20 protein-coding genes and 1 pseudogene are annotated in these 25,794 nt (G+C 73.3%); 10 read left to right on the plus strand and 11 right to left on the minus strand.

Going from position 1 to position 25,794, the window contains the following annotated elements; genetic code table 11:
- The first annotated feature begins 720 nt into the window (after positions 1-720).
- Both IEY56_RS06835 and IEY56_RS06840 read left to right on the plus strand, forming a co-directional pair.
- A complete protein-coding gene (locus IEY56_RS06835) occupies positions 721-930 on the plus strand; it encodes a hypothetical protein (protein WP_189036154.1) in 210 nt (69 codons plus the stop codon).
- Positions 931-1,131: 201 nt separating this feature from the next.
- Complete coding sequence (locus IEY56_RS06840) at positions 1,132-1,527, plus strand: PPOX class F420-dependent oxidoreductase (protein WP_189036257.1); 396 nt, start codon at positions 1,132-1,134, stop codon at positions 1,525-1,527.
- A gap of 360 nt (positions 1,528-1,887) precedes the next feature.
- Here the strand turns inward: IEY56_RS06840 and IEY56_RS06845 are convergent, their stop codons facing one another.
- A complete protein-coding gene (locus tag IEY56_RS06845; RefSeq protein WP_189036155.1) occupies positions 1,888-2,412 on the minus strand; it encodes an ATP-binding protein in 525 nt (174 codons plus the stop codon).
- A gap of 229 nt (positions 2,413-2,641) precedes the next feature.
- Positions 2,642-2,953 carry a hypothetical protein gene (locus IEY56_RS06850; protein ID WP_189036156.1) on the minus strand — a complete coding sequence of 104 codons (312 nt, stop codon included), beginning with the start codon at positions 2,951-2,953 and terminating at the stop codon, positions 2,642-2,644.
- Between the two features lie 249 nt (positions 2,954-3,202).
- Between IEY56_RS06850 and IEY56_RS06855 the strand changes: the two genes are divergently transcribed.
- Positions 3,203-4,279, plus strand: coding sequence for a PLP-dependent cysteine synthase family protein (locus tag IEY56_RS06855; protein WP_229711688.1), 1,077 nt, complete (start codon positions 3,203-3,205; stop codon positions 4,277-4,279).
- Here IEY56_RS06855 and IEY56_RS06860 read toward each other — a convergent pair.
- Positions 4,276-5,067: an arylamine N-acetyltransferase family protein gene (locus IEY56_RS06860; protein WP_229711666.1), complete on the minus strand. Its 792-nt coding sequence runs from the start codon at positions 5,065-5,067 to the stop codon at positions 4,276-4,278. The genes IEY56_RS06855 and IEY56_RS06860 overlap by 4 nt on opposite strands.
- A gap of 124 nt (positions 5,068-5,191) precedes the next feature.
- Positions 5,192-6,034, minus strand: a complete 843-nt coding sequence (locus IEY56_RS06865) for a DeoR/GlpR family DNA-binding transcription regulator (protein ID WP_189036159.1) — start codon at positions 6,032-6,034, stop codon at positions 5,192-5,194.
- A 130-nt stretch (positions 6,035-6,164) separates the two neighbouring features.
- On the opposite strand from IEY56_RS06865, the pseudogene IEY56_RS06870 reads away from it, so the two are divergent.
- A pseudogene (locus tag IEY56_RS06870) lies at positions 6,165-8,618 on the plus strand (hypothetical protein); the annotation flags it as partial.
- 509 nt (positions 8,619-9,127) lie between these two features.
- Here the strand turns inward: IEY56_RS06870 and IEY56_RS06875 are convergent.
- The 3 genes from IEY56_RS06875 to IEY56_RS06885 all read right to left on the minus strand — a co-directional run bounded on the left by IEY56_RS06875 (position 9,128) and on the right by IEY56_RS06885 (position 15,079).
- Positions 9,128-11,581, minus strand: a complete 2,454-nt coding sequence (locus tag IEY56_RS06875) for a right-handed parallel beta-helix repeat-containing protein (protein WP_189036160.1) — start codon at positions 11,579-11,581, stop codon at positions 9,128-9,130.
- A 175-nt stretch (positions 11,582-11,756) separates the two neighbouring features.
- On the minus strand, positions 11,757-12,359 hold the full coding sequence (locus IEY56_RS06880; protein WP_189036161.1) for an Rv1733c family protein: 603 nt from the start codon (positions 12,357-12,359) through the stop codon (positions 11,757-11,759).
- A 326-nt stretch (positions 12,360-12,685) separates the two neighbouring features.
- Positions 12,686-15,079, minus strand: a complete 2,394-nt coding sequence (locus IEY56_RS06885; protein WP_189036162.1) for a phosphoketolase family protein — start codon at positions 15,077-15,079, stop codon at positions 12,686-12,688.
- A 127-nt stretch (positions 15,080-15,206) separates the two neighbouring features.
- Here IEY56_RS06885 and IEY56_RS06890 point away from each other — a divergent pair, with 127 nt between their 5' ends.
- From IEY56_RS06890 to IEY56_RS06900, 3 genes are all read left to right on the plus strand, one after another.
- Entirely contained in the window at positions 15,207-16,610 is a 1,404-nt protein-coding gene (locus IEY56_RS06890) for a GAF domain-containing protein (protein WP_189036163.1), read from the plus strand.
- 66 nt (positions 16,611-16,676) lie between these two features.
- Entirely contained in the window at positions 16,677-18,200 is a 1,524-nt protein-coding gene (exaC, locus tag IEY56_RS06895; RefSeq protein ID WP_189036164.1) for an acetaldehyde dehydrogenase ExaC, read from the plus strand.
- Complete coding sequence (locus IEY56_RS06900; RefSeq protein ID WP_189036165.1) at positions 18,200-18,613, plus strand: DUF779 domain-containing protein; 414 nt, start codon at positions 18,200-18,202, stop codon at positions 18,611-18,613. Before exaC ends, IEY56_RS06900 begins: the two co-directional genes overlap by 1 nt.
- 157 nt (positions 18,614-18,770) lie before the next feature.
- Here the strand turns inward: IEY56_RS06900 and IEY56_RS06905 are convergent, their stop codons facing one another.
- Together IEY56_RS06905 and IEY56_RS06910 are read right to left on the minus strand one after the other, a co-directional pair.
- Positions 18,771-19,625 carry an MOSC domain-containing protein gene (locus tag IEY56_RS06905; protein WP_189036166.1) on the minus strand — a complete coding sequence of 285 codons (855 nt, stop codon included), beginning with the start codon at positions 19,623-19,625 and terminating at the stop codon, positions 18,771-18,773.
- 48 nt (positions 19,626-19,673) lie between these two features.
- Positions 19,674-20,234: a DUF6643 family protein gene (locus IEY56_RS06910; protein WP_189036167.1), complete on the minus strand. Its 561-nt coding sequence runs from the start codon at positions 20,232-20,234 to the stop codon at positions 19,674-19,676.
- Positions 20,235-20,464: 230 nt separating this feature from the next.
- Here IEY56_RS06910 and IEY56_RS06915 point away from each other — a divergent pair, with 230 nt between their 5' ends.
- Positions 20,465-21,748 (plus strand): TerD family protein, encoded by a 1,284-nt coding sequence (locus IEY56_RS06915; protein ID WP_189036168.1) that lies wholly within the window; start codon positions 20,465-20,467, stop codon positions 21,746-21,748.
- Between the two features lie 31 nt (positions 21,749-21,779).
- On the opposite strand, the gene IEY56_RS06920 is transcribed toward IEY56_RS06915, so the two are convergent.
- On the minus strand, positions 21,780-22,913 hold the full coding sequence (locus IEY56_RS06920; protein WP_189036169.1) for a glycosyltransferase: 1,134 nt from the start codon (positions 22,911-22,913) through the stop codon (positions 21,780-21,782).
- 117 nt (positions 22,914-23,030) lie between these two features.
- On the opposite strand from IEY56_RS06920, the gene IEY56_RS06925 reads away from it, so the two are divergent.
- Positions 23,031-23,819: a glutamate racemase gene (locus IEY56_RS06925; protein WP_189036170.1), complete on the plus strand. Its 789-nt coding sequence runs from the start codon at positions 23,031-23,033 to the stop codon at positions 23,817-23,819.
- 22 nt (positions 23,820-23,841) lie between these two features.
- On the opposite strand, the gene IEY56_RS06930 is transcribed toward IEY56_RS06925, so the two are convergent.
- Positions 23,842-24,858, minus strand: coding sequence for an O-antigen ligase family protein (locus IEY56_RS06930; protein ID WP_229711667.1), 1,017 nt, complete (start codon positions 24,856-24,858; stop codon positions 23,842-23,844).
- A 327-nt stretch (positions 24,859-25,185) separates the two neighbouring features.
- On the opposite strand from IEY56_RS06930, the gene IEY56_RS06935 reads away from it, so the two are divergent.
- Positions 25,186-25,656: a hypothetical protein gene (locus IEY56_RS06935; protein WP_189036172.1), complete on the plus strand. Its 471-nt coding sequence runs from the start codon at positions 25,186-25,188 to the stop codon at positions 25,654-25,656.
- The last annotated feature ends 138 nt before the right edge of the window (positions 25,657-25,794 follow it).

Raw genomic sequence — 25,794 nt, forward strand, 5'->3', positions numbered from 1 at the left:
CCACGGGGTAGGCCACTTCATCCGTAACCCGGTTACGTCCGTCTGACGAGCACAGCTTACGGACTGCCGCGACGCGGCGACGACAGGCCGCGCACGCGGCGCAGCCGGGATTGCCGGGCACGGTGGCCGGATCGCGGCCCTTGCCGTGGACGGAACGGACGTCGCGGGTGTGCCGCCCGTGCCCGTGGGCAACACCCCGTTCACACAACCGATTTGACGGGACGGCATCTCGCGGCGGCTCAGCCGGCGGCCGTGCGGGTCTGTCCGGTGGAGCAGCGGCGCGGCTGCGCGCCGCGGGCCGGCCGGGCCGTCTGCGGGATGGACGGAGAGGAGCCCGAGGTGAGGGATCTCACCGGCGCATCATCCGGGGCACACGCGGGTGTTGAACGGAGAAGAACGCCCAGGTGCCGGGCGCGGGCGTCGCGGCGGCGACCGGGAAGCGGCGCCGGCGCGGAGCGACCCGTCGGTGCCGCGGGCGTCGCGGCAGCCGCCGGGGCCCCGGGCGACCCTTCCGGGCAGACCCCGGGACCTGGCGCCGCGCCTCCACCTTGGGGAGTACCCGGCGGCCTCCGCCGTCATCCTGCGGGAGGCCCCGCAGTCGATACGCGGGCATGACGCCCGGAGGTACCGAGCACACCTAGTCTTGTGGCAAGCGGCGGGCGCTGCACTCGTCCCCCGAGGTCAAACGTCCGCCGCCCTTGAATCCGACGGGAGCTGACCATGGCGCACACAGCAGGGCGCACGGCAAGCCGGACGCGGGAGCGGCTGTCGGCCCTCGCCGACTTCGGCACCCGGCCGGGCGGCCGCAGGCATCCGCTCGTGGCCGCCGCCATGGTCCTCCCTCTGGCCGTCGTCCTCGCGATCGTCTTCGGGGCGGTCCAGGCGGTGGTCACGCAGGCGTCGTCCGTGGCCGGAATGCTGGGGTACTGAATCGGTGCCCCAGGCTCGGGAGAGCGGCCCGAGTCGGGGATACCCGGCCGTCAGCCCCGTGGGGACGGGGGTGCGGCGGACGGCATTGAGGTCCGGGCAGCTGGGGAGCTGCCCGGACCTCACGCATGTGTGCCCGCCGTCGGCTCCCTCTGACGGGCCGTGCGGGGCCGCCGGACTGCCCGGTACTACCCTCGCCCCGTGATGACACCTCAGATCGCCGGCAGCCGGTACGTCAGCCTCACCACGTTCAAGCGCGACGGCACCGCCGTGCCCACTCCGGTGTGGGCCGTCGAGGACGAGGGCGAGCTGCTGGTGTGGACCAGGGACGACAGCGGCAAGGTCAAGCGCATCCGCAACAGCGGACGCGTCACCGTCACGCCGTGCGACGTGCGGGGCCGTACCGCCCCGGACGCGCCCGTGGTCGAGGGCAGCGCGAGGCTGATGACGGAAGCGGACGGGCTGAAGCGGGTGCGCAGGGCCATGGCCCGAAAGTACGGATGGCAGTTCCGCCTCACCGACACGGGCGGCGCCCTCGTCAGGCTGGGGAAGCGCCCGCACGTCGGCATCGCCGTGACCCTGCGGGAGCCCGCCGCCTGACGCTCCCCGCGCCTTCCGGAGGACCGGGGCCGCACCGCCGCGTACTCCCCGCGAGGCGGCCGCGGTCCCGCCGGAACGTACGACGACGGGGCGGGCCCGCCGGGACGACGCTCGGACGCGAAGCATCGACAGCTCTTCGCAACCGAGGAGCCGACCGCCATGTCGACCCGGTGCATCGGCACGACGGCGCTGGCCCGGGGAGAGCGGGCCCGTATATCTCCTCGGGCAGCGTTCCGCGTCCGGCGTGATCGACGAGGCTCGGGCGGGGGTCCGGTGTCGCAGAGAGAGGGGCTCCGGCGGGTTCCCGGCCGCCTGCGGGCCGCCGGGCTGCGTACCGTAGCCCGGCCGGGCGGGGGACCGTCAGGCCGGCGGGCCCTCGTCGTCGCCCGGCGCCAGGGGCATCGGGGCCGCGGCGGTGAGTGCGGTGAGTGCGGGTGTCTTTCCGGTCAGGTCCGCGCACTGGAGCGGTGTACCGAGGACGACGGGGAGGGTGAACCAGACGACTTTTCCCGAGCCGTCGTGCTGTGCGCGCATGCCCCAGCTGTCGCTGACGGCCGCGATGAGGGCCAGGCCGCGCCCGTTGGTCGCCGTTGACTGGGCGGCGCGCAGCCGCGGCAGCCGAGGGTCGTGGTCCCGCACGGAGACGGTCAGCCGGTCCCTGAGGTAGACGAGTTCGACGGTGCAGTGCTTGTCCGGCCCGGTGTGCCGGTGGACGTTGGTGAGCAGTTCGGTGACGCCGAGCGCCGCGGCGTCGATCAGCGGATCGAGACGCCAGTGGTGCAGCTGCGCGGTGACGATGCGGCGCACCTGCCCGATGCGTGAGGGCAGAGCGTTGAACTCGACCGCGCAGTGCGTGCGCGACCGTGCCGCAGCCCGGCCCGTCATGCCGGCCGCTCCCGCACAGGGGGCGTTCCGGAGCATTGCGAGATGCATGTGAGGAAGGACACAGCCACAGGATGGGCCGATGAGGCAGTGCCCGCAACGCGGCCGGGGTCCGGGCCGCACGGGCACGGCACCAGGCCTTCCGGCGCACCGCGACGCGCCGGAAGGTACGGAAACGGAAGGTACGGACACGTCCTGGACGTGCCCTCGGACCCGGTTCTGCCCGGCCCGCTCAGGTGCCGAGCACGCCCCGTTCGGCGGCGGCCTTCGCGCGCGCGGTGCGCACGGCGCTCAGCAGCCCTTCCCGTCTGCCGAGGCCGAGCTGGAGCACGTAGCGCGTGCCGCTCATCGTCGCCAGCGCGCTGTCCGGCATCCCGTAGCCGCTGATGCGCACCTTGTCGAGAGGGGCGCTGTCGATCTCGCTGCCGTAGCTGGTCATGAGCACCAGCTGGCCGTCGCGTACCTGGACATGGCCCGCCCGGGTGAGTGAGCGCAGCATCCGCCGTATCCGGACCCCACCCGCGTCGTACTCCGCCTCCGCCACCGTTACCTCCCACCGGTCCCCAGCGGCGCGGGTGCCCCCGACCGGCCGCCATATACCCTCTGTGAAGTGTGCACGCAAGCTGCGTGCTCCACCAGAGGGCCCTCCTATGATCGGTCCGTGAGCACCACCGATCCGCCCCCCGCCGGCGCGGCCGGGCAGTCGTCCGCGGACGGGACCGTCCGCGCCTCCGCCGACGCGGCAGCCGCCACCCTCGACGTCGACCGCAGCGACCCCGACTACCGCGCCTGGCTGAAAGAAGCCGTCCGCAGGGTCCAGGCCGACAACAACCGCAGCGCTGACACGCATCTGCTGTCCTTCCCCCTGCCCGAGCAGTGGGGCGTCGACCTGTACCTCAAGGACGAGTCGACCCATCCGACCGGAAGCCTCAAGCACCGGCTCGCGCGCTCCCTGTTCCTCTACGGGCTCTGCAACGGCTGGATCCGGCCAGGCAGGCCCGTCATCGAGGCGTCGTCTGGGTCCACCGCGGTCAGCGAGGCGTACTTCGCGAAGCTGATCGGTGTCCCCTTCATCGCGGTGATGCCGCGCACGACGAGCCGCGAGAAGACACGGCTGATCGAGTTCCATGGCGGGCAGTGCCATCTCGTCCAGGACGCGCGGACGGTGTACGAGGTCTCCGCCGCCCTCGCGGTGGAGACCGGCGGCCACTACATGGACCAGTTCACCTACGCCGAGCGGGCGACCGACTGGCGGGGCAACAACAACATCGCGGAGTCGATCTACGAGCAGATGAAGCTCGAACGGTATCCGGAGCCCGCCTGGATCGTCGCCACGGCGGGGACCGGCGGCACGTCCGCGACCGTCGCCCGCTACGTGCGCTACATGCAGTACGACACCCGCGTGTGCGTCCCCGACCCGGAGAACTCCTGCTTCTTCGACGGATGGCTCGGCGGGGACGACGAGGCCGCCAGCGAGCGCAGTTCACGCATCGAGGGGATCGGCCGCCCCCGCATGGAGCCGAGCTTCCTGACCAGCGCGGTGGACCGGATGATGAAGGTGCCGGACGCGGCCAGCGTCGCGGCCGTGCGGGCGCTTGAGCGTGCCACCGGCCGCAAGGCCGGAGGCTCGACGGGCACGGGGCTGTGGAGCGCCCTGAAGATCGTCGCGGAGATGGCCGGACGGGGCGAGACGGGCAGCGTGGTCACGCTGATCTGCGACCCCGGGGAGCGCTACCTCGACAAGTACTACTCGGACGCGTGGCTTGCCGGGCAGGGCCTCGACATCGCCCCGTACACCGCGACGATCGAGACGCTCCTGTCGACGGGCCGCTGGCCCGGCGAGGCCCGCCCGGAGCCCGGAGAACGCTAGGCACGACCTGCTCCGGGAGCGGGGACGCGGTCGAGGACGATGCCGAAGTGCTCGCGGTAGGCGGACAGTACGGCGTCGTCGCCGGCGAGTTCCTCCTCGTGCCGCCCCGCGCCGCCAGTGGAGGTGAGGGTCCGGCCGCTCAGGGTGACGCGGCCCTCCTCGGTCAGCAGGGAGCACACCAGCGACCGCGTGAAGTGGGACTCGGGCGAGGTGCGGTGCCACCAGCAGCCGAGCGCGAAGTCGGCCAGGGTGCGCGGACGTTGCTCGACGCGGTACTGCGCGACGCCGTCGCGGAGGACGTCCAGGTCGCCCTGCGGGGTCTCCTCGACGCGGAACAGGCCGCCGGGGTCGGCCTGTTCGTCCCGTGAGTCCAGGCGCAGCGGGTACGTGCTGTGCCGTCCGAAGCCGACGTCCACCAGCCAGGGCCGCGGCGTCTCCACGCGCAGCGCCAGGTGGTCGAAGAGCGGCCCGGGCCCGCCGTCCCCGAAGACCCGCGCGGCCAGAAGCGTCACGGGGAAGCCCAAGGCGGCGAGCAACGCGGCGAAGGCGCCGTTGAGTTCGTAGCAGAAGCCTCCGCGCCGGCGCTCGACGATCTTGTGCGTGAGGGCGTCCGCGTCGAGCACGATGTCCTCGCCCGCGTGCACGCTGAGGTTCTCGAACGGCACGGTGAGCAGGTGCCGCCGGTGCAGCTCGCGCAGAGAGTGCGAGTCGGGTCGTGCGGGGCGCGCGGCGCCGATGCGGGCGAGATAGGCGGAGGTGCGGGCATCGTCGATCGGGAGGCCGTTCATGGATTCTGTTATTCCAGCTCGGCGGCGGGCGCGCATCCGGCGGGCGGACTACGTCCCGCGGTGCAAGGGGAGCGTGGCCGCCGCGGCGGCCGTGAGCCCGGGAAGCGGGGAGGGGTCCGCCCTGTCAGCTCCTCCGGGCGCCCTCTTCCTCGCCAGCGACGACGAGTTCCGGCAGATGGTCCTGGATCTCCGCGCGCGCCCCGTCCGGCAGCCCGCCGTCCGTCACCAGGGCGTCGACCTCGCGGAGCGTGGCGAACGAACTCAGGCCCACGGTGCCCCACTTGGTGTGGTCCGCGACCACGACGACACGGCGCGCGGCACCGACGAAACGCCGGTTCGTCTCCGCCTCCGCCAGGTTGGGGGTCGACAGTCCGGCCTCCACGGATATGCCGTGCACGCCGAGGAAGAGGACGTCGAAGTGGAGCGAGCGGATGGCCGCGTCCGCGACCGGCCCCACCAGGGAGTCCGAGGGGGTCCGCATCCCGCCCGTCAGCACCACCGTCGCCGCGCCGGGACGGGGGGAGCGCGCACCGGCGGGGCCGCGGTGCGCGGTGTGGAAGACGTCCGCCACCCGTACGGAGTTGGTGACCACCGTCAGATCGGGGACGTCCACGAGCTGCTGCGCCAGCGCGAACGTCGTCGTGCCGCCGGAGAGCGCGATGGCGCTGCCCGGCTGCGCCATCGCCGCGGCCGCCCGGGCGATCTCGCTCTTCGCCGACGTCTCCAGGGACGACTTCGCCTCGAACCCGGGTTCGTGAGTGCTGGCCTCCGCGAGCGGCACCGCGCCGCCGTGCACCTTCTCCAGGGCTCCCTGGCGGGCGAGGGCGTCGAGATCGCGACGGACCGTCATGTCCGAGACCATCAGCTTCCGGGTCAGTTCGTTGACCCGGGCGCCGCCGTGCCGCCTCACCTCTTCGAGGATCAGCGCCCGCCGCTGCTCGGCCAGCAGGTTGTGGTTGTCGCCCACCGCGCTTGATTCCTTTCCTCCGCCGCACGCCCCGCGCCGCCATCCTCCCATGTGGCGAAGGGCCCGGCGGACGTCACGATTTCGCGTGGCTTCTGTGGTGAGAGCCTGCGCCCGTGCGCGGGCGGGCAGGATGCTGAGCGATCGCCGCCGCACGACGACCCGGGGGAGCAGCACATTGCCGGAGCACGGGAACAGCAGCGCACTGCCGAGCGTGGCGCGAACTGCCCCGCCGGAGTCGGGAGTCGAGCCGCCGCCCGGCCTGAACCTGGAACTGCTCGTGCACGGAGTCGGGGGCACCACCCCGGAGGAGATGCTCGGCGACCCGCGCATCGAGTGCGTCACGGGTGACGCGACGGCCGCCGTGTACCGCCGAGCCGACGACGTCGACGCCGAGGCCCGGCCGCAGGACTACCGCGACAAGCCCGTCGCGGAGGCCTACTCGTGGTCCAACCTCACCTCCGGCAACGGCGCGCGCGCCCTGTGGCTGATCCTGCTGCCGTTCATGGTCGCCAACCTCGCCCACTGGATGCGCCCGGCCGCACACGGGCGGCACACCGCGCTCCGTCTGCACGGCGTGCTGGTACGGCTCATCGGACTCAGCCTGACGGTGCTGCTGGTGGCGGCGGCCTGCGAGGTGGCCCTGGACCTCGTCGCCTGGCAGTGCGCCGGCTCCGACGCCTGCGTCGACGAGCGCTCCTGGCTCGGCTTCATGGCGCAGAGCCCCTCGGGGGAGGGCGGCTGGTGGAGCCAGCCCGGCCGCCGCCTGGCGCTGGCCGCGGTGGTGCCCGCCGTCCTCACCGTGCTGCTGTGGTGGCTCTCGCACCGCACATGGGCGGCGTACGAGTCACAGCGTCCGCTGCGCACCGAGGTCACCGAGTACGACGCGGAGGCGCGGGAGCGGCCCGCGCTGTGCCTGCCCGGGTTCTGGTACGGCAAGCGCCTCGTGGCCCGGCTGCGGGCGGCGCACACCGCGGCGGGGTTCCTCACGGTCGCCGCCGCGCTGGCCGCCGCGTCGACGCGCTACGACCGGAAACCCGGGGGCAGCGCGGGACTCGACGCCGTGGGCTGGCTGCTGGAGGTGCTGATCGTCGGCTGCGCGGTGTGGGTCGTGTACGTGGTGTGCAGGCGCGGCCGCAAGGAGAGCGAACCCGACGACGCACTCGACAAGGTCACCGTGCGCGCTCTGCCCGGTCTGACCGTCGCCGTACTGCTGCTGGCCGTGGTCCACGCCGCCTGGTCCCGGCCCGAGTGGATCTCCTCGGGGGGCGAGCTGCCGGGTGATGAGACGTTCGGCGTGCTGGCCGTCGGGCAGGGCGTACTGGTGGCCGCCCTCGGTGTCATAGGGCTGCTGCTGCACCGGCGGGAGCCCGTCCCGCGCACGGTGCTGAAGGGGCTGGGCGCCCCGGCCGTGGCGATGCTCGCCTGCGCCCTCGGTGGGGTGATGTCCGGCGGTGTCACGCAGCGCGTCGGCGACTGGCTGGACGGGCCCGGCACCCCCGGAGCGGGCGGCGGGCACATCGAGGGGCCGCCGATCCTGCTGACGTGGCAGTCCTCCGCGATCCCCGTGCTGCTGGGCGCCGTACTGGTGATGCTGGCCTTCTTACTCGTACGGCTCTCCCGCCGCAGCGCCGAGCTGACGGACGACGTGGAGCGCGGCTACCCCGACGCCCTTCCCGACCCGTCCCGTTCACGCCGCATCGCCTCCACCGTCGCGCGGGCCGCGCTGACCGACTCGGCGCCCTGGATCGTCGGCACCGTCGCCCTGTTCACGCTGCTCCTCGGCGCGGCGGGCGTGCTGGGCACCTGGCTGACGCGTCAGGTGCCGGGCCGGGCCGCCGACGGCATGCCCGGCGTCGTCGACGGGTTCGCCGACACCGCGCAGGCCCTGGGGTCCTGGCTCGTCGGGCTCGCCTTCGTGCTGCTGGTCGCCTGGGGCCGCCGCGCCTACCGCGACCCCTCCGCGCGCCGCACCATCGGCATCCTGTGGGACGTCGGCACCTTCTGGCCCCGGGCAGCGCATCCCTTCGCCCCGCCCTGCTACGCCGAGCGCGCCGTGCCCGACCTGGCGTGGCGCATGGCCACCTGGACCCAGCAGACCGGCGGGCGCCTGGTGATCTCCGGCCACTCGCAGGGCAGCGTCCTCGCCGCGGCAGCCGTGTGGCACCTGGAGCCCGGCACGCGCGGGCAGATAGCGCTGCTCACCTACGGGTCGCCGCTGGAGCGTCTCTACGGCCGCTGGTTCCCCGCCTACTTCGGCCCGCGGCAGCTCGACGACCTGCACCACCAGGTGGACTGCTGGCGCAACCTGTGGCGCCTGACCGACCCCATCGGCGGCCCGGTCGACCACGCAGACGGCGGCGACGTACCCGGAGTGGACAGAGGACCGCTGCTGGACCCCTTGGAGTACGGGCGCACGCTCCGGCATCCGCTTCCCTCACCGATCCTCGGGCACAGCGAGTACCAGGCTGATCCCGCGTTCGACGAGGAGCGGGACCGCCTGCTGGCACGGCTGCGCACCCGGGAGCCCGGGCCCGCATGCGCGGCGTCCGCCTCTCCGGACGGTCAGGCGGCCCGGGTGGGTGCGGACCCGGACATGCAGCGGGACGGGGGCGGGTCCGAGCCGCTTCAGGCGCCTCCGGGGGACGGCGCTGCCACCGTCCCGGTTCAGTCGGACGCTCCCCCGGCGCGGCGCGACGGGAACGATCAGGAGGCCGCCCCGTCCTGGGCGCCGGCTCCGGCCGTTCCCTCGACGCCGACGCAGACGCCGACATCGTCGGCTGCGTGGCTGCTGGGATACGCGGCGCTGGCCTTCACGGTTGCGGCTCTGTGCGTGCCGGCGGTGCTGGAGGGAACGCACCTGGCGGTGCCGGAGGCCGCACAGGTCGTGGCTTCCGCCGCGGGCGCCGTTCTCGCCCTGTGCACCGGCGTCGCCGCCGTGATCCGGGCGGTCTCCGAGCTGAAGAGGGCGAACACCGACCGGATGCGGCTGAACCGGGGAATGGACGTCGACGGGGAGGACGGGGGCCCCGGAGCATCCGGTCCGCAGCCGTCACCGGACCTGCCACGCCAGGCGGGAGGCGACGGCGACCGGAGTCACAGCGATCCGGGCAGGTCCTCCATGTAGAGGAGCGTCAGGTCGTCGGTGTCGGGGTCGGGAAGCTGCGCGACCCGGCCCGCATGCCGCTCGACCATCGCCTCGAAGGTCTGCCGGGCGGTGCGCCCGTTGCCGAACGTGGGGCCCTTCGGCAGCTCCGCGAAGTACTTCAGCAGCGCCTCGGTGGCCCCGGGCGCGAGCTGGTACTCGTGCTCCTGCGCCTGCTGCTCCACGATGCTCAGCAGCTCCTCGGGGGCGTAGTCGCCGAAGGTGATGGTCCGTGAGAAGCGGGACGCGACACCGGGGTTGACCGCGAGGAAGCGGGTCATCTCCGTCGTGTAGCCCGCCGCGATGACGACGACCTCCTCGCGGTGGTCCTCCATCAGTTTCACCAGGGTGTCTATCGCCTCGCGCCCGAAGTCGCGCCCACCGTCCTCAGGGGAGAGGGCGTAGGCCTCGTCGATGAAGAGCACGCCCCCGCGGGCCCGGTCGAATGCCTCCTGCGTGCGGATCGCGGTCGAGCCGATGTGCTCGCCGACGAGGTCGACGCGGGAGACCTCCACCAGGTGCCCGCGCTGCAGCACACCCAGGGAATGGAGGATCTCCCCGTACAGCCTCGCGACGGTGGTCTTGCCGGTACCGGGCGACCCGGTGAAGACCAGGTGCCGGCGCACGGAGGCGGCCTTGAGCCCCGCCTCCTGGCGGCGGCGCCCCACCTCGATCATGTCGGTGAGGGCCCGCACCTCCCGTTTGACGCTCTCCAGGCCCACCAGGGCGTCCAGTTCGCCCAGGACCTCCTGTGCGGGGCGTGCGGGCTCCGCCTCGCCCCCCGACGCAACTCCGGAGGCCGTGGTGCCCTCCGGGGGCGTCTCGGGCTGCTGCTTGGAAGCCTTCTTCGGCGCCGTCAGCGGCGCGGTGAGCAGGCCGGCGCCGGCGGGGGAGGGGTCGGCGGGCGGCGGTGTGGGGGCTGCGCTGACAGGAGCGGCGCTCTGGTCGCTCGTGCAGTCCTCGACGACGTGCCCCTCCTCGGCGAACTCGTAGCCGCCCCGCGCGCACCGCTCCGCCCGGCAGCGGCGCAGCGTCGTGCGGCAGCCGTCGATGACGTGGAAGCCGTAACCCTTCGAGCCGGTGACCCGGCAGCCGTGGAAGGTGCCGCGCCCGCCCGCGGAGACGTAGAAGCCGGCCTCCTCGGGTGAACTGACCGTGCACCGCTCGACGTTGGGGTCGGCGCCCTTGGTGACGATGAAGCCCGTGGCGACCCCGTCGACCGTGCAGTTGGCGAGGGTGCCGCCGCTGCCGTGGTCGCGGAACCAGGCGCCGGTGGCCGCCTCGCGGATGCGGCAGTCGTCCAGCTGCACCGTGGCACCGTCGCTGACCGACACCGCGGTGCCGCGCACCTGGGTCAGGTCGCTGTCGACGACGTCGGCACGCGAGCCCCTGTCGAGGACGAACAGGGCGTCGGGGACGGTGTGCACACGGCAGGAGTCGAGCACGACCGTGGCGCCGTCACTGATCCACACGGCCGGGTAGTCGCCCGTGCTCTCGTGGATCTCGCAGTTGTTGGCGTCCGCCCGCGTGCCCGGGTCCCACACGGACAGGCCGTTGCGGCCGAAGCGCCGCACCGTGGAGCGGGTGAGGGTGAGAACGGAGCGGGAACGCAGATCGAGGGCGTTCTCGGGAATGTCGTGGATGTCGCAGTCGGCGAGAGTGAGGACGGCGTCCGTGTCCATGGTGACGCCGTCGGCCGAAGTGCGGTGCACCCGGCAGTCGGTGAGGTGGCCGGTGGCGCGGGAGACGACCTGCACGCCGGTGCCCTTGATCTCGTAGACCTCGCAGCCGACGGCCTCCGCCGCGCTGTCCTCGCCGTGCAGCGACAGCCCGGCTCCGGTCGCGTGGTGGACCCGGCACCGTTCCAGCCTGGGATGCGCGCCGTCGCGCACGGATATGCCGGACTGGCCCGCGGAGACGACCTCGCACTCCTCGTAGACGCCGCCCGCGCCGCCCGTCACGCTGATCCCGATGCCCGCGGGGTTGTCGACGGTGCAGCGCCGCACGGTGGGCCGGGCCCCGGACCGCACCTCGATGCCGGCCGCCGAACGCGTCATCACGCGGAGGCCGTTGAGCTCCGCGGCGCCGTCCTCCACGAGGAGGGCGGGCGAGGCCGCGTCCTGCGCCTCGATCTGCAGGTCCTGCACGACGGCCGAGGACCGGACGGTCAGCGCCACCCCCTCGGCCGGGGCGATGCGCACCGATCCGGAGGCGGCGCGCTCGGGGCCGCGCAGGGTGACGGTGCGGTCGAGGACCAGGTTCTCCCGGTACGTTCCCGGTGCCACGGTCACCACGTCACCGTCGGAGGCGACCTCCAGGGCGGCGGCGAGAGAGGCGTACTCTCCCGTGCGGCGCCGCCACCGCGACGTTCCGGCGTGCGTCACCTGCACCGAGCCCTGTGCCATTGACAGTTGTGCCCCAACTTCGATGGTGTCCACTGCGCGTGGGAGACACGCGCACGAGAGATGCACCACCGTAGCGTGCGTGCCGAGGTGCTCACTCCACGCGTCCGCACTCCGGGCACCGCCACGGGCACGGAGAGCCGCGCCGGGGGCAGTCCCGCGAGTTGCCGGAGCACGCTCAGTAGTTGGAGCCGGTGCGTCCCCAGTCGGGGCCGATGCGCGCCCACTCCGCGTCCCAGCGCGCGTAGCGGCGACGCAGCAACTGCCGGACGACCAGGCGGCGTCCGGTCTCCGCGGCGGCCGCGGCACCGACCGCTGCGGCGAGTCCCGCCAGTGCGGCGTACGAGGCAGCCGTGCCCTGGTTCATGGGGCTCTTGACGACGCGGCCCTCCGCGTCCGTCCAGACCCGGAAGCGTTCACCGGGCTGCACTTGGGCCTTCGCTGTGACAGTGCCCTTGTGGCTGGTGCCGTCCGGACCGGCCCAGTGGGCCACGACCCGGTGCCGCTCGGGACTCTGCACGGCGGTCTCGGGATCGGTGTCCAGCGGAGCACGCGTCTGGACGGACTCGGCGGTCGCCCAGATCTGGTGCCGGCTCCGCTTCTGTTCGTCGATGTTCTGCAGCAGGGCATCGTGCGCGGCGGAAGTTCCCAGCCATCCGACGACTGGAGTGATGACGACGATCAGAACTACGGCACACAGTGCCAGCCACGCTTCGCGGCGGTCGCTGCGGCGGCACAGCGGATTCTTGCGCCAGCGCCACAGGCCGACGATCGAGCGCATGACTTCTCACCCCCTTCTCCACGTTCGCAAGTACCTCTCGTGAGGCGGTACATGCCTGGGACAGGCGCAAAGAGACTCAAATCACCGGAACGAGGTCAGTGTTCCGATCGGTTTTCCGGGCGCCCGGACCTGCGGTGCGGGGCGCCTTGCAGGGTCTCCGTGTGCCTCCCGCGTGGAGCACCGACTCTACTCCGGGGTGCCGCACCCCGCCGTGACGGGGGGCACCCGGTGACATCTTCGGTACACAACCGCGGCCACAGGGTGTCCCACGGGCAGCTCCCGGCCCGGCGCGCGCCCGCGCGAGCACGGAGGTGCGGCTCGAGGCGTCAGGCGCCCGGCCACCTCCACTCCGACACCTCCGGCAGGTCCGTGCCGTGCTCGCGGACCCACGCGTGGTGCCGCGTCCGCACGTCCTCCATCCGCTGCCGCAGGCCGATCGCCTCCGCTCCCAGGCCCGGAGTGCGGTCGATGACGTCCATCACCAGCCGGTAGCGGTCCATGTCGTTGCGCACGACCATGTCGAACGGCGTCGTCGTGGCGCCCATCTCCTTGTAGCCGCGCACGTGGAGCGAGTCGTGGACCGCCCGGCGGTAGGCGAGCCGGTGCACCAGCCATGGATAGCCGTGGTAGGCGAAGACGACGGGCCGGTCACGGGTGAAGACGGCGTCGAACTCGGCGTCGGGCAGCCCGTGCGGGTGCTCGGTGCGCGGCATCAGCCGGGCGACGTCGACGACGTTGACCACGCGCACGGCCAGCTGCGGCAGATGCTCGCGCAGCAGCGAGGCGGCCGCCAGCGTCTCCTGCGTGGGTACGTCCCCGGCGCAGGCCAGCACCACGTCGGGCTCCCTGCCGCCCACTTCGGTGCCCGCCCACTCCCAGACGCCCAGGCCGCGGGCGCAGTGGCCGCGGGCCTCCTCCAGGCCCAGCCAGTCGAAGCACTGCTGCTTGCCGGCCACCACGACGTTCACCGTGTCGCGTGTGCGCAGCACGTGATCGGCCACGCACAGCAGCGTGTTGGCGTCCGGCGGCAGGTAGACCCGCACGACCTCCGGGCTCTTGTTGAGGATGTGGTCGATGAATCCGGGGTCCTGGTGGGAGAAGCCGTTGTGGTCCTGCCGCCAGGCGTGCGACGTGAGCAGGTAGTTGAGCGAGGCGAGAGGCTGCCGCCACGGTACGTCGCGCGCGCTCTGCAGCCACTTGACGTGCTGCCCGGCCATGCTGGCGACGATGTGCGCGAACGCCTCGTAGGAGGCGAACAGGCCGTGCCGCCCGGTGAGGACGTACCCCTCCAGCCAGCCCTGGCACATGTGCTCCGAGAGCACTTCGAGGACGCGGCCGTGGGGGCCCAGGTCCTCGTCCGTGCCGAGGGTGCTCCCCTGCCAGCCCCGTGCGGTGGCGGAGAAGACCGCGTCGAGGTGGTTGGAGGCCGTCTCGTCCGGTCCGACCATGCGGAAGTCGCGCCGCTCGGCGGTCGCCTCGAACAGCTCCGTGAGCAGACCGCCGAGCACGCGCGTCGGCTCGTGGGAGCTGCCGCCGGGCGTCTTGAGCTGTACGGCGTACCGCTCAAGCGGGGGCAGCGGCAGCTCGCGCACCAGACGTCCGCCGTTCGCGTGCGCCACCGCGCCCAGCCGCCGGTCGCCTTCGGGCACGCACGCCAGGACGTCCGCGGACGGCCTGCCGTCCCCGTCGAAGAGCTCCTCCGGGCGGTACGAGCGCAGCCACTCCTCCAACTGCCTCAGCCGGTCGGCGTCTTCGGTGACGCCGGTCAGCGGCACCTGGTGCGAGCGCCAGGTGTCCTCCACGGGCTTGCCGGAGACGTACCGGGGGCCCGTCCAGCCCTTCGGCGTACGGAGCACCAGCATCGGCCAGCGGGGCCTGTGCTGTACGCCGCCGCTGCCGTCCCGGGCGCGGGCCTCGCGCTGGTAGAGGGCGATGCGCTCCAGCGCCGTGTCGAAGGCGCCCGCCAGCGAGCGGTGCGTCTCGGCCGGGGGAGTGTCCGGCTCCGCGGTGACGTGGAGGGGGTCGTACCCGTAGCCCCGCAGCAGGGAGTCGAGTTCGTCCTCCGGGAGACGGGCCGGCACGGACGGATTCGCGATCTTGTAGCCGTTGAGGTGGAGCACCGGCAGCACCGCGCCGTCGTACACCGGGTCCAGGAACTTGTTGGAGTGCCACGACGCGGCGAGGGGCCCCGTCTCCGCCTCGCCGTCCCCGATCACGGCGCACACCAGCAGGTCCGGATTGTCGAACGCCGCCCCGTAGGCGTGTGCCAGCGCGTAGCCGAGCTCGCCGCCCTCCTGGATCGAGCCCGGCACGTCCGGGGCCGTGTGGCTGGGCAGGCCGCCCGGCTGGGAGAAGTCGCGGAAGAGCCGGAGCATCCCCTCGGCATCCCGCGCCCGGTCCGGGTCGTACTCCCCGAACGTGCCCTCCAGCCAGACGCCCGAGAGCACAGCCGGAGCACCGTGGCCCGGCCCCCACACGCACAGCGCCTCCGTGCCGTGCTCGCGGACGACCCTGTTGAGGTGCGTGTAGACGAGGCCGAGGCCCGGTGAGGAGCCCCAGTGCCCCAGGAGCCTCGGCTTGACGTGCTCCGCGCGCAGCGGCTCCCGCAGCAGCGGGTTGGCACGCAGATAGAGCTGGCAGGCGGAGAGGTAGTTGAGGGCACGCCAGTGGGCGTCGAGCCGTGCGGCTTCCTCGTCGGAGAGAGCGGAGTGCGTATGCATGCCGGATGGGTACCAGGGAGCACGGCGGCTGACACCCGCCCCGTATGCCGGGAGAAGCATCCGAACCGTGGCGGATTGTCCCGGTCCAGCCGTTGCCTGGCGCTGCGCCGGGCGGCACGATGACGGTGTGCTGAATCCATGGCTGGCGCTCGAGGCGGGTGCCGACGCGGCCGAGCGCGCCGGCCAGGTGCGGCGCGCCCACGAGGAGTTCGTGACGGGCGGCGGGATCGGGGCGCTGGTAAGGGGCGTGGTCGCCGAGTCCTGGCAGCGGTGCGCCGGAGCGTCCGTCGAGCCGGAGAGCGTCGCCGGAATCGACCTCGCCGACGGCGAACTGGAGGCATACCGCGCCGCTCACCCCCTCGCACGCGTCATGCCGCTCTTCCGCGAACTGCTCGGCACGGTGGCCGACGACGGCGCCCACCTGCTGTCCGTGTGCGACGAGAACGGCCGGATGCTCTGGGTCGAGGGCCACGCGCAAGTGCGGAGGCACGCCGAGCGGATGAACTTCGTGCCCGGTGCCCGCTGGTCGGAGCGGTACGTCGGGACCAACGCCCCCGGCACGGCGCTCGCCGTCGACCACGCCGTGCAGATCTTCGCCTCGGAGCACTACTGCCGGCCGGTGCAGGCGTGGACGTGCGCCGCCGCCCCCGTCCACGACCCCCGTACGCACCGCCTCGTCGGCGCCGTCGACATCACCGGCGGCGACCATCTCGCCTCTCCGCAGAGCCTCGCCCTCGTCCAGGCCACCGCGCGGGCCGCGGAGGCCGTCCTCGGCGAACTCGGCGGTGGGCCCGGCGCGTCCGCTCCCGCCGGACCCGTCCTGAACGTACTGGGCTGCGACGAGGCGCTGTTCGACGCGGGCGCCGGGCGGAGCGGCAGCTCCGACCGGGCGGGAGGGACGGCCGGGACGGGCGCTCCGCTGCGGCTGGGGCGGCGGCACAGCGAGATCATGATGCTGCTGGCGGCGCACCCCGAGGGGCTGACGGGCGAGCGGCTCGCGCTCGAACTCTACGGCGAGCGGGACGTCAACCCGGTGACGCTGCGGGCCGAACTCTCCCGCCTGCGCGGCCTGTTGGGGCCGCTGCTGGACTCGCGCCCGTACCGCCTGAGGAGGCGTCCCCACACCGACTACGACGCGGTCGGCGACGCCCTGTCGGCAGGGGACCCGCGGGCCGCCCTCGCGGCATACCGGGGGCCGCTGCTGCCGCTGTCCGAAGCCCCCGGCGTCGTACGCCTGCGCCGGCTGCTGGAGGACCGGCTGCGCCGCGCGCTGCTGCGGAGGCCCGACGCGGTGCTGCTGGAGGAGTGGGTGCGCACGCCCTGGGGCGAGGACGACCTGGAGGCGTGGGAGGCGCTCCTGACGTGCCGCGGCGCCGGAGAGACGCGGCGGCTGGCGCTGGCTTCGCGCGTGCGTGAACTGCGGCTCTCCTACGGGCTGGAGGAGAGCGCGGGAGGCGGCGGAGACCGTCCCGGCCGGTACGCAGCGGGCAGGGAAGCACACGCAACGTATCCGCAACGTTCCCGCCCATAGCCTCACCCGCAGAACGAGCCCGCCCCCGCCGGGCGGGCCGCACGCGTCACAAGGGGAGGCAAGCAGATGAGCCGCTACGCCGCGCCCGGGTCCGACGGGGCCGTCATGGACTATCAGTCACGCTACGACCACTGGATCGGGGGCGCCTACGTCGCCCCCGCACAGGGCGGCTACTTCGAGAACCCCACACCTGTCACCGGAGCGTCCTTCACGGAGATCGCCCGCGGCACCGCGGACGACGTGGAGCGCGCCCTCGACGCCGCCCACGCGGCGGCTCCCGCCTGGGGCCGTACCCCCGCCGCGGACCGGGCCGCAGTGCTCAACCGGATAGCCCAGCGCATGGAGGACCACCTCGAAGAGCTGGCGGTCGCCGAGACCTGGGAGAACGGCAAGCCGGTGCGGGAGGCCCTCGCCGCCGACATCCCCCTGGCGATCGACCACTTCCGGTACTTCGCGGGCGCGCTGCGGGCCCAGGAGGGCTCCCTGTCGGAGATCGACGAGGACACCGTCGCTTACCACTTCCACGAACCGCTCGGCGTCGTCGCGCAGATCATCCCGTGGAACTTCCCCATCCTCATGGCCGCCTGGAAGCTCGCGCCCGCGCTGGCGGCGGGCAACGCGGTCGTCCTGAAGCCCGCCGAGCAGACCCCGGCGTCCATCCACTTCTGGATGAGCCTGGTGGCCGACCTGCTGCCGCCCGGCGTGGTCAACATCGTCAACGGCTTCGGCGTCGAGGCGGGCAAGCCGCTGGCCGCCAGCCCGCGGGTGGCCAAGGTCGCCTTCACGGGTGAGACGACCACGGGGCGGCTGATCATGCAGTACGCCTCGGAGAACCTCAGGCCCGTCACGCTCGAACTCGGCGGCAAGAGCCCCAACATCTTCTTCGAGGACGTCTCCTCCGCCGACGACGACTTCCTCGACAAGGCGCTCGAAGGCTTCACCATGTTCGCCCTCAACCAGGGCGAGGTGTGCACGTGCCCGTCGCGTGCGCTCATCCAGCACGGCCACTTCAGGGACTTCCTCGACGCGGGGATCGCGCGCACCGAGAAGATCGTCCAGGGGCACCCGCTGGACACCGGGACGATGGTCGGGGCCCAGGCCTCCAACGACCAGCTGGAGAAGATCCTCTCCTACCTGGACATCGGCAGGAAGGAGGGCGCCCGGGTGCTGACAGGCGGCGCGCGGGCCGAACTCGGCGGGGAGCTGGAGGGCGGCTACTACGTGCAGCCGACCGTCCTCGAGGGCGACAACAAGATGCGCGTCTTCCAGGAGGAGATCTTCGGACCGGTCGTCGCGGTCACCGGTTTCTCCGACTTCGAGGACGCCATGCGGACCGCCAACGACACGCTCTACGGCCTCGGCGCCGGCGTGTGGACGCGCGACGGCGGAACCGCCTACCGGGCGGGACGCGCCATCCAGGCCGGGCGGGTGTGGACGAACTGCTACCACGCCTATCCGGCGCACGCCGCCTTCGGCGGCTACAAGCAGTCCGGCATCGGCCGCGAGAACCACCGGATGATGCTCGACCACTACCAGCAGACCAAGAACCTGCTGGTGAGCTACTCGCCGAAGAAGCTCGGGTTCTTCTGATGGCCTCCGGAGAGCGGACGCGGGAGGTGGCGCCGCGGCAGACCGGGGAGGGGCCCGCACCGGACGGCCCCGAACGGGTCGCCGTCACCGGCGAGGCGGCAGACGTGATCCGCCGCCTGACGGAGCAGCACGGGCCGCTGATGTTCCATCAGTCCGGCGGCTGCTGCGACGGCAGCTCTCCCATGTGCTACGAGCGCGGGGAGCTGCGGACGGGCGACTCGGACGTCCTCCTCGGCGGACTGGCCGTGGAAGGCGTCGCCGAACCGGTGCCGTTCTGGATGTCCGCCGGCCAGTACGCCTACTGGAGCCACACCCACCTCACGGTGGACGTGGTGCCGGGGCGCGGCAGCGGATTCTCCCTGGAGGCGCCGGAAGGTGTCCGCTTCCTCATCCGCTCCAGGCTGCTGGAGTAGCGGGAGCCCTGAGCCCGGCCGCCCGGCACTCCGTGATCCGACGGGAGCCGGACGGAGGGGCCTGCGGAGAACGGCCGGCCGGCGGGTCGGGAGAAGTGCCTGCCGGCCGGTCTCCGAGACGGCTCGTGAGAGGACGTGCTGCCAGGTGGTCCGGCACCTACTGGTCGAGAACCTCGAACGAGTCACCGCTGCGCACCCTGCCCGTGCGCTCGGGGATCAGATTCTGGCCGAACACCAGCTGGTCCCCGAAGCGACGGTGGCGGGCCAGGGTGCGCAGCGGTTCCTTTCCGCGTTCGGCGGTCTCCTGGTCCGTCGTGGTCACCACGCAGCGGCCGCAGGGCTTGACGACGCGGAAGACGACCTCGCCGATCCGCACCCGGCGCCACCCGTCCTCGGCCCACGGGGCGGTGCCCTCGATGACGATGTTGGGACGGAAGCGGCTCATCGGCAGCGGTCCCTCGTCGGCGTGATCTCCCTGTGCGATCAGCGAGTTGAGGGCGTCGAGCGAGGAGAGCGACGTCAGCAGCAGGGGAAAGCCGTCCGCGAAGGAGACCGTCTCACCAGGGCGTGCGAACGCCCCGATCTGCCGCCGGTGCTCCGGGGCGTCCATGTACACGAGCTGCGCGGGCGTCCCGAGGTAGCCGGAGAACCACGCGCTCGCCTCGGGCGCCGCGGGCACCGCCTCGACCTTCCTCCCGAAGATCTGCACCACGACCGTCCCGCCGGCCCGCGGAGGAACCGCGACCTCCAGCGGCTCCCTCCCCGGAGCCGCCACCCGGACTCCCCCTTCCCCCGCACCCTGTGCGGAGGTGATCCCGGGCAGCGGTTCGGCGCGTGCGAGTGCGAGACGCGGATGCTCCCGCTGCGTCAGCTGGTTGCCGTCGGGCGCCGTCAGCATCCAGCGCCGGTCACCTGCGGGGCCCCACGGTTCGACCGCCAGCTCGTCGAGAGCCGTCCCCGCTAGTGCCTTCACCGGGTAGACGTGCAACGCGGACGGTCTCGGCTCGGTCATGCGGCCATCCTGTCACCCGGCACTCTGTTCCGGCAGTTGAGCCGGTGTTCAGTAACCGCGGCCCTGGTACTGCTGCCCGCCGTAGGGGTCCTCGTACTGGTTCGGCATCTGGCGGGGCGGTGCCGGGCGGGGTGCTGCCGGCCGGGGTGCCGCGGGCCGCGGTGCCGCCGGGCGCGGGGCCACGGGGCGCATCTGCTGCGGCGGCGGGGTCTGTTGAGGCTGCTGTTGCTGCGGGTACTGCCGGGGGTCCGGGTATCCTCGCTGCGCGGGAGCCTGCTGCGGGATGTACGGAGCGGGCGTCTGCTGCAGCGGAGCCGACTGCAGCGGAGCCGGCTGTGCCATTCCGGGCGGCGGAGGCTGCTGGCCCATGCCGCCGGAGTAGCCCTGCGGCGGGGCGTTGTACTGCTGGGGGCCGCCTCCGGACGGAAGAGCGGGACGCGCCGGAGGCAGGGCGGGGAGCGAGGAGCCGATGGGCTCGTACGCCGACGGGACCCGGATCGGCGCGATCTGCGGCGTGCCACGCTCGTTGACGAGCATGTCGTAGATCGGGGTGTCCGGGTAGGACGGGCCAGCGTAGTAGCCGCCAGGGGAGTAGCGGGGGGAGGTCATGCCCATAAGGTAAGCCCAAATTGTGGCCGTTGGGGAGCCCGGTCATGGGGCCGATTCTTGCGCTTGCAGTGCCTCCGTATCACCAAACCGAGCGAACGTGTGGAAAACGGTCACGGGGCGATGTCGAGATCCTGTAAAGGAGCGCCGTTCGCCGTTGCGTGGCGCGTCGATTAGGTTTGCCGCCGAGCCGCCCGCACAGCGCGACGGCCACCGGATGAAGGGGGAGTGGCATGACGATGCAGAAGGGCTCCAACGTCCCGGTCGCCGCGGCGTCCGTACGTGTCGAGCTGAGCTGGCAGGCGGGCCCCGGCGTTCCCGACGTGGACGCCTCCGCGCTGCTGCTCGCCGGGGGGAAGGTGCGCTCTGACGGTGACTTCGTCTTCTACAACCAGCCGCGCCACGCCTCCGGAGCGGTGCGCCATGAAGGCAAGCAGCCTCAAGGAGCAGGCGTCACCGACGCGTTGAGCGCCGACCTGGGCGGCGTCGAGGGGGAGATCGAGCGGATCGTGATCGCCGCGTCCGCCGACGGCGGCGCCTTCGGCCAGGTCCCGGGTCTCTGCGTACGGGTGCTGGACGCCGCGGGCGGAGCCGAACTCGCGCGCTTCGACAGCGCCGACGCCACGGTGGAGACGGCCTACGTCCTCGGTGAGCTCTACCGCAGGCAGGGCGCCTGGAAGTTCCGCGCGGTCGGGCAGGGCTACGGCAGTGGACTGGCCGGTCTGGCAACGGACTTCGGCATCAGCGTCGACGAACCCGCCGAACCGGTGCGTGCGCCGGCGCAGACCGCCCCGTCCGCACCGGCCCCCGCCCCGCACGCGCCCCCGGCAGCCCCTCCGGCAGCACCGCCCGCGGCTCCGCCTCCGCCGCGCGAACCCGTACGCCTGACGAAGGTGACGCTGACCAAGGAGGCGCCGAGCGTCTCCCTCACCAAGCAGGGCGGCACCTCGGGAACCATGCGCGTCAACCTCAACTGGGAGGTGCAGAAGCAGTTCTCCGGCTGGGGCAGGAAGCTCGGCAAGGCCATGGCGATGCACTCCGACCTCGACCTCGACCTGTGCGCGCTCTTCGAACTCGCCGACGGCCGCAAGGGCGTCATCCAGGCGCTCGGCAACGCCTACGGGTCGCTCCACCAGCCGCCGTTCATCCACCTCGACGGCGACGACCGTACGGGCGCGAACGCCTCCGGCGAGAACCTCACGATCAACCTCGACCACGCCAAGGACCTGCGGCGCGTCCTGATTTTCGTGACCATCTACGAAGGGGCCCGCAGCTTCGCCAGCGTCAACGGGACCGTCACCCTCCAGCCTCAGCACGGCGCCCCGGTCGAGTTCCACCTCGACGAGTGCACGGTCTCCTCCAACGTCTGCGCACTCGCGCTGATCACCAACGAGAGCGGCGACCTCGTCGTCCACCGCGAGGCGCGCTACCTGGTCACGCCGCGCGGCAGCAGCCCCCAGCGCACGGTGGACGCGGCCTACGGCTGGGGCATGCAGTGGACGCCGGGACGCAAGTGATCGTGCGCGTCGGCCGGCGCCGCGCGGGGCGTCAGGCGTAGGTGCGGCCCTTCCACGCGGCGCCGCGGCCCCGGTGGTGGCGCAGAGCCGAGTCGAACGTCATCAGCAGGTAGAGGGCGGCCGTGGCGGGCAGCGCGAGAGCCCGCCACGGCGGCTGACCGTAGTAGCGCAGCATCGGCACGTACGTCAGCGCCATCACCGCCCACGCCGCCGCCCCCACCGGCGAGCCGGCCAGCGCCGTCACCGGCGGTGCGAGGTAGACGAGCGCGAGTCCCGCGAGCGTCCCGGCCAGCACCAGCGGGTTGTGTCCCAGCTGTGCGTACGCGCTGCGCGCCACCATCTGCCACAGCTGCGGCAGGCGTTCGTAGGGGCGCACGCTCGTCACCTTGTCCGCGAGCCCGAGCCAGATGCGTCCGCCGGCCTCGCGCTTGACGGCCCGGGCCAGCGTCACGTCGTCGATGACGGCGCCCCGGATGCGGTCGGGGATGCGGGCGCGCACGGCGGTCTCGGTGCGCAGCAGCACGCAGCCGCCGGCGGCCGCCGCGGTGCGCGAGGCCGGCCGGTTCACGCGGCCGAACGGGTACAGCTGCGCGAAGAAGTAGACGAACGCCGGGACGATGAGCCGTTCCCAGCCGCTGTCCGCACGGAGCCGCGCCATCTGGGAGACGAGGTCCAGGCGGGCGCCGAGGGCCGCGCGCACGAGGCTGCGCAGCGAGTCCGGGTCGTGCGCGATGTCCGCGTCGGTCAGCAGCAGGAACTCGGCGTCGGTGCGCTCCCTCGCGACGGACATGCCGTGCCGCAGCGCCCACAGCTTCCCCGTCCACCCGGCTTCCGGGTCGCCGGGGCGGTGCACGGAGAGCGGGAGGCCGTCCGGCTGTGCCCGCGCGAGCCGCAGCGCGAGGTCGCCGGTGCCGTCGGTCGAGCCGTCGTCGACGAGGATGATCTCCGCATGGCCGGGATAGTCCTGGGCGAGGAGCGTCGGCAGGCTCGACGGCAGGACGGCCGCCTCGTCCCGCGCCGGGACGAGGACCGCCACCGACGGCCACCAGTCCGGCTCCCCGCCGGGCGGCAGGCGGATGTCCGTGCGCCAGAAGAGGCCCTGCCCCGCCAGCAGCCACAGCCAGGCGGCGAGGGAGGCGGCGGCGGTCCAGGTGAGCACGCTCATCGCCGCAGTGTCCCCCAGCCCGGCCGCGTCGCGGCGCAGGCGGGCGCTCCGCCGCCGGGGTAAGTGCCGGAGACGTGGGGACATGCCCCGGATGGCCCATCGACTACAGTTCCTGCCGTGAAGATCGCGCTCGTCGACTCGGGACTCGGCCTCCTCGCCGCGGCAGCGGCGGTACGGCGTCTGCGGCCCGACGCCGACCTCGTACTCTCCAGCGACCCGGCGGGCATGCCCTGGGGCCCCCGCACCCCCGAAGACATCACCGCGCACGCTCTGGCCTGCGCCGAGGCCGCCGCCGCGCACGGCCCGGACGCGTTGATCGTCGCCTGCAACACCGCCTCCGTGCACGCCCTTCCGACGCTCCGCGCCGAACTGGAGCCCGGAATCCCCGTGGTCGGGACGGTGCCGGCGGTCAAGCCCGCCGCGAGCGCGGGCGGCCCCGTCGCCGTATGGGCCACGCCCGCCACAACGGGCAGCCCCTACCAGCGCCGCCTCATCGCGGAGTTCGGGCAGGGAGCACAGATCGCCGAGGTTCCCTGCCACGGCCTGGCCGACGCGGTCGAGAGCGCCCAGGAGGAGGCCATCGACGTCGCCGTCGGGGCGGCCGCCGCGCTCACGCCGCCCGGTGTGCGCTCCGTCGTGCTGGGCTGCACCCACTACGAACTCGTCGGAGAACGCATCCGTGCCGCGGTCGCGCAGCCCGGCGGGCCGCTGCCCGCGCTCTTCGGCTCCGCGGAGGCGGTCGCGGCGCAGGCCCTGCGGCGCGGCGGCCACCGTCCGGATCCCTCGGCCCCCGGTACCGGCGGGCTGACGGTGCTCTTCAGCGGACGCGCCGCCGAGCGGCTCCCCGAAGCCGCGGCCACCTACGCCGAGGGCCGGCTCCTCACCGCGGCCACCCTGACGCCGTAAGAGCCCGCCCGGCAGGGGACGTTCACAGGTGGACGGACCGCCGCGCGGCGGCCGTGCCCGCCAGCAGCGCGGCGCCCGCCGTCACCTGAGTGAAGCTCAGCGCGTTGCCGATCGCGCTCAGCGCGGCCAGAGCCGAGAGCGCGGCCGCGGCGGTGAGTACGACGGGCGCCGGGCGGGGAGAGGCCCGCAGCGCCGCCATCAGCCACACGTACGCCGCCGCGAGCAGCAGCAGCCCCACGAGGCCCTGCTCGGCGGCGAGTTGGAGCGGCGCGGAGTGGGGCTTGCCGTCGGCTCCCGCGGCCTGGTGGGTGGTGGGGCTCAGCTCGCGGAAGGTGTCGGGTCCCGTCCCCGTGAGCGGCTTCTCGCGCAGGAGGTGGAGCGCGTCCTCCCACAGGTCGGTGCGGTGCTCCGTCAACTGGCCCTGGAGAGCGGCGGTCACCGGCCGGGGCAGCGCGTCCGCCGCCACGGCGAGGGTGACGCCCGTGACCGCCGTCGCGGCCAGGGCGAGGGCGGCGAGCGCGGGCAGCCGCCGGCGTACGCGTCCCACCGCCAGGGACCATAGCAGTACGGCAAGCCCCGCCGCGAACCCGACGGGCGTCCCCAGGACCAGGGCCAGCGCCACGGTGCCCGCCGCGGCGAGGCGCAGCACGACCCGCACCGCGTTGACGGGAGTGGCCCACGCGGCGCAGCAGGCCGCGCCCACGGCGAGGGTGAGCAGCGCGGCCGTGACGCCGGAACGCCCCTCCGGGCCCGCGAACCGGATGCTCCCCGCGACCATCCGGGTCGGCACCGGGCCGAAGAGAGCGAGCAGGACGCCGAGTGCCGCGGCGCCTGCGGGAGCGCCCACCGGCAGCAGGGAACCCGCGATGCGCCCGGTTGCGTAGCCCGCGCCGACGGCGAGAACCGCGAGCAGCAGACCCTCCGGCCGGGCGTCGCGCCCGGCAGCCGTGATCAGCGCCCAGGCGGCGCAGGCCCCGAGGACGAGTACGCCGGCGACGTCGGCCGCGTTGCTCTCCCGCTGCTCGACTGGGCATGGCACAAGCGTTGGTGACGTCATTCGCGCGACCCCCCGGAACCCGCGCACCCGTACCGCCTGCGACGTCGGCGGACGGATTGCGACTCGCGGGCTCAACCGTAGTGCGCGAACGGCGAGTTGTGGATGGGTTGCGCCCGAATGATGTGCTTGGTGCGAAGATGACCGCCTCCGGCGGGCCGCGCGGAGGCGCGTACGGGAGGGGTGCGGCCCCTTCACCTGGCCGCGCCTGGTGCACGGCGGTCCGGCCCCGGCACCCGAGCGCCCCGGAATCGGCGGGGACGCCCCGAACGGGGGCGTTTCCGGCGCGGCGGCGAGGCAACCACGACAGCCATGTTGCGCAGGACACTGACAGGTGCGGCGGCCGGAGCCGCCGGGACGACCGCGCTCAACGCGGTCACCTACGCGGACATGGCGCTGCGGGGCAGGGCCGCGAGCTCGGCGCCGGCGGACGTCGTCGACGCGCTCAGCGACCGCACGGACGTCGCCCTCCCCGGCACCGGCGAGGTCCGGACGAACAGGGCAGCCGGCGTGGGCGCGCTGCTCGGCATGGCCACGGGAGTCGCTGTCGGCGCGTGCTACGGCCTGGCCAGAGCTTCCGGGTGGCGTCCGGCGGTGCCGGTGGCCGCGGTGGCGACGGGCGTCGCGGCCATGGCCGGCTCGGACGTGCCGATGGCGGCCCTGGACATCTCCGACCCCCGCGGCTGGACTCCGTCCGACTGGCTGTCGGACCTCGTGCCGCACCTGGTGTACGGGCTGGTCACCGCTGCCGTCTTCGAACTGGCGACGGGGCGCGGCCGGTAGCGGCGGCCGCTTCCGCGGAACCGCGACGGCATTCCGCAGCCGGGAGCGCGAGGCCCCGCCCCCGGCTCGCCGGAGCGGGGCCTCGTCGCGCCTGCACGGCTACTCCTCCCGGAGCTCCGCACCCGCCTGCCCGGAGCC

The organism is Streptomyces daqingensis (assembly GCF_014645895.1).
GTDB classification, from domain to species: domain Bacteria; phylum Actinomycetota; class Actinomycetes; order Streptomycetales; family Streptomycetaceae; genus Streptomyces; species Streptomyces daqingensis.